We start from the raw sequence: 4196 nt of genomic DNA on the forward strand, positions 1-4196 counted from the left end.
AGGCTACCGAATGCCGACCCACCCACGTCGGCCCATCGCCAACACCGGTGCACATCCCGTCCGACGGACCGGACAGACCGGACGCGGCGACACTGCCTCACGGTCGCGGGTAGCCGTGGCCCGGCGGCGGGTAGTCCTAGCCGGGAGTTGGGCGACGCCGAAGAGCGCGATTCGCTCGAACTCCGACAGCTCCCCGCGCAGCCCGTCGTCAGCGGACTCGTCGCTCGCCTTCAGCAGTTGCATCGAGCGCTCCTGGTCCGCCTTGGCCCGCGCGGAGGACGGCGGCACCGGCACAGGGACGTCCGGCGCGGGTTCGGCGGCCTGCGGGAGGTGCAGGGCGCCCGAGCGCCACGCACCTCCCAGCACCACCCTCCCGGCCAGCAGGGGCAAGGTCACGCCCACGACCTCGTACCCGGACCACTGCGCCCACCAGCCGGCCGTGGCCAGCCCGAGCCCTGTCAACCCCTGCCACCGGCCCGGCGCTGGCTGCCCGTCATCACCATCCGTCCCCCCGCTTTCTCGCGGTTCTTCCCCGGTCAGGCGCCGGGGGCGGTACCCGCCTCGCGGGCGGCGTGCCGCTGGACTTCCTCCGAGGGCGCCACCAGCGGCCCGGCCGGAGGCGGGGCGGACTGCGGCCGGTGGACGGCGCCCCGGTACAGGGTGACGACGGCCGCCGTGCCGGCCAGGACCGACAGGACGAAGTCCGCCTGCACCATGCCGAGGTGGCCCGCCCGCACCCGGTCCGTCCACGCACGGAAGGCCTGCCGTCCGGGTGCGGGAGCCTTCGCCGTCACCACGTACGCCCCGCACCCCTGGCCGGTGCGGCCTGCTGCCGGTGGGCGGGAACGGCGGCCTCCGTCGGGGCCTGCTGACCGGGGGCCGCGGCGGCGGGCGTGGTGGTGGAGCGAGAGCGGGCCGCCGCCGGGGAGACCCTCACGGGGGAGGCGGGCGCGGCCGGGGCGGAGGGCGGTGTCGTCAGGGAGCGCAGGGTCGTGGCGGGACCGTCCTTTCGATCAGCAGCGTCAGCACCACCGCGGCGCCGCCACCCCTGGCGGCGCGGGGGCCCGCTCCAGCGCGCGGGCCGAGGCGCGCCACCCGGCACGGGCGCGGCCCTCCAGGAAGCGGGCGCCGGGGGCGCGGGCGGCTTGCTCGAAGGCGTCGGCCGCCGCCCGGACGCGGGTCCGGACCAGGGCCGGGGAGTGCTCAGCGGCCACCGCCAGGAGGTCACCGAGCGCTGCGACGTCGCCCGCGCCTTCGTCCTGCCCGGCGCGACCTAGTAGCACGGACGCTTCGCGGACCCGGTGTTCGGCCAGCGGCCAGTCGGCTGGGGTGACAACGGGCTCGTAGCGTTCGCGGACGCGGGGCAGGGACAGGTCGTAGGCGAGCGTCGATCCGGCGAACCAGACCGGGCGCGTGCCGCCGTCGGCGCGGTCCCCGGGCAGCGCGACCGCGTAGCCGAGCAGGGCGCCGTCGTCGTCGCGTCGTTCGCGCACACGCAGGCCGGCGTCGCGGAGCCGATCGAGGAAGTCGGTGTCGTCATGCGCGAGCGCGGCCGCCGTGCGGACGGTGCGCTGCAGGGACTCCCGGGCGGTCTCGGCCAGGCCGCGGCGGGCCGCTTTCTCGGCCTCGCCGGTGACCGGGTGGCGGCGCGCGGTGCGGTCGAGCGGGGACATCGGGGTGAGGCCCCAGCCGGCTTCGAAGGTCCGGGCGGCGGTGTGCATCGCGGGGATGTCGCCGCGCACGCGGGGGTGCCGGCAGTCCTGGCGGGCGAGGGTCGCAAAGAGGTGGATGTGGTCGTGCGCGTGCCGTACCGCGATCCACCGGCAGGCCTGTTCGTCGCCGCGGGCGGCGATGCCCGCAGCGTGCACCATGGCGGCGGCGACCTCCGCCCACTCGGCGTCCGACAGGATCCGGTCACCGGGGGCGTTGCGGACCGAGACGTGCCACAGAGATCTCCCGGAGGGGCGTCGAAGCCGTCCACTACGTGTCGATGCAAGAGCAGCCGCCGGCAACAGTCTTCTACGCTCGGGACGGCGTGGAACTGTGTGGCTTCGGGCTGGGCGAGGACGTGGGGCAATGGGGTCGGGAGCCACTGAAATACGCAACGTGTCGGCTCACGCTTACCGCACGTCGGAGGCCGGGGGAGGCCAGTCCTGCGTTCGTACGAGCTCCCAGTTCTGGTTCACCTGGTTCCAGGCACTGAACTTGTTCACGCATCGCCACGTTTGCAGCGCAGTGCCCTGTACGGGTGGAGTGGGAGCCTTCGCGTTGGCCGCGTCCAGGCACCTGTACCTGAACCATCTGTTGTCTAGGATGGTCCGCGATCCACCAAAACACTGGTTAGGGTCGCCGCACTCGTCCGAGGTCTTGGATATAGATCGCGTCTTCCACTGCTGAGACAGGTTAAGGACCGACCGATCCTCACTGTCGCATGTCTTTTGGACCACAAGTCCTTCTCTACTCTCGGCGCTCGAGCCCGACAGGCACTTACCGGAGTGTTTGGCGATCAGAAAAAACCAACCATTGTTCGTGAATTGCTTCTTAAATTGTTCACTTTCACCGCCGTAGTTCGGCCACAGGGCCACCCACGCATTCTCGGCCTGGCTGTGGGCGAATACTTCTGCCACCATGTCGGTGCTCTCGTTGACGATGTAGAAGTATTGGTCCTCAGCCGTGGCCGTGGTAGGCACGATTACTCCGCCCGCGAAGAGTGCGCTCGCGGCAATGGGTATTACGAGACGCCTGGCCCGCATCTTCATCTAGCTCTCCCGCGTGGGACTCCGATGACTCGAGACGAGACGGGTACGTTCCGGGAAAGCGCTTTGCGGCGTAGGTGCGCCGGCGCTTCCGCCAAACATCGTGCAATTTGGGCGATGGCTGCACTACGCCCGGTTCAGCAACGAAAGTAATTCCTGTAGTTCTGTGGAATGCGCCGTCGTACGCGACGTCACCCGAACTACCGCACGCGCGGGGCGAGCCGTGCGTGGCTGAATATCCGGCAAGCGGACACCGTAGACGTCGAAATTCGCGACGCCCCCGCAGGTCACAGCCCCTTCGGGTGTCCGTCGTCGGCCTGGTCCGGGCGATGATTTCCGTCGTCTTTCGAAGGACCGAGGTGTTCATGCCTGTCATTCCCTATGGTTCATCAACTGGACTCAACCTGCCAGTTGACCGGGCACTTATGAGGTCCCTGGCCCGCCATTGAGCCTGACCCCGTGGGCAGGGTTGCCTCAAAATGCCCCGCACCGGATGATCCGGCTAATAAGTCAGTGCCCCGAACAATCCGCCCGGCGGTCTGCCGGACGCCATCGGCGACTTCCCCGTCTCATCCTGCCGCCCGGTGGCCTCGTCATCGACTAGGTTCCGTCCGGCGGATCATGTGACTGTCGGATTGCTCGCTCGTTGTGTCTGGCATGGGGCGGGGTGATCTGACGAATGCCGAGTGGGTCTGGAGCCGCACTCGCCAGCGTCGGGACAGCGTGGCGGACGGTGGGACGACCACCGCAAGGTGATCAACGGGATCTTGTTCCGGGTACATGCCGTGGCGGGACCTTCCCGAGCGTTTCGGCAGCTGGAAGACCGTTTACGAACGGCACCGGCGTTGGTCGGCGGACGGCACGTGGGACCGGATCCTGTGCGCCGTCCAGGCCGACGCCGACCTCGCGGGCCGGATCGACTGGAGCATGGTCAGCGTCGATTCGACGTCCTGCCGTGCCCATCAGCACGCGGCCGGCGCGCGCAAGAAGAAGCCACGTGTCCCGAAAAAAGCGGGAGCTGTACAAGCACTGGAACCGTCGGCCCTCGCAGAACCACGGCGGTCCCCGGCGCGAGCGGCCCGCCCCCCGCCCCTGGTGACCCGGCCTGACTGCCCCACCGGTCACCCAGTTGCAGCCCGCCCCGAGCCCGTGGGTCAGCTCGTGCCAGAACAGTGCCCCCGACGGGCTTGGTCCGGTCAGCCGCGGTGGAACAGGTCTGCACCTGCCGACCGGTGCCTTCCTTTTGGCGCGGTTCATTCGCCGCCTGGAACGTCCTAGCCTTCCTGGCGCCACTGCCGCTCGAGGGCCTCGTGGATCGGAGAATCCAACACCCACCCGCCGCGCCCGCACGTCGGCGAAACTTCTCTGCGCTGGAACGTTCCTGTGATCCATAAGCAGCCCAACGACCCCACGCCGGGGGCCGTGCGCGAGCGCGCGGGA

At 69.9% G+C, this 4196-nt stretch carries 3 protein-coding genes and 2 pseudogenes; 1 reads left to right on the forward strand and 4 read right to left on the reverse strand.

Annotation, left to right across the window (positions count from 1 at the left end; translation table 11 throughout):
* Positions 1-3: 3 nt before the first annotated feature.
* From ACZ49B_RS39065 to ACZ49B_RS39080, 4 genes and pseudogenes are all read right to left on the reverse strand, one after another.
* Positions 4-462, reverse strand: a complete 459-nt coding sequence (locus ACZ49B_RS39065) for a hypothetical protein (RefSeq protein WP_468316068.1) — start codon at positions 460-462, stop codon at positions 4-6.
* A gap of 74 nt (positions 463-536) precedes the next feature.
* On the reverse strand, positions 537-797 hold the full coding sequence (locus tag ACZ49B_RS39070; RefSeq protein WP_468316070.1) for a hypothetical protein: 261 nt from the start codon (positions 795-797) through the stop codon (positions 537-539).
* A gap of 225 nt (positions 798-1022) precedes the next feature.
* Positions 1023-1871 carry a hypothetical protein gene (locus tag ACZ49B_RS39075; protein ID WP_468316073.1) on the reverse strand — a complete coding sequence of 283 codons (849 nt, stop codon included), beginning with the start codon at positions 1869-1871 and terminating at the stop codon, positions 1023-1025.
* Positions 1872-2468: 597 nt separating this feature from the next.
* A pseudogene (locus tag ACZ49B_RS39080) lies at positions 2469-2759 on the reverse strand (RICIN domain-containing protein); the annotation flags it as partial.
* 654 nt (positions 2760-3413) lie between these two features.
* Between ACZ49B_RS39080 and ACZ49B_RS39085 the strand changes: the two are divergent.
* Positions 3414-3758: pseudogene (locus tag ACZ49B_RS39085) on the forward strand (IS5 family transposase); the annotation flags it as partial.
* Positions 3759-4196: the final 438 nt, after the last annotated feature.

This window comes from Streptomyces sp. NPDC031132, assembly GCF_055570595.1.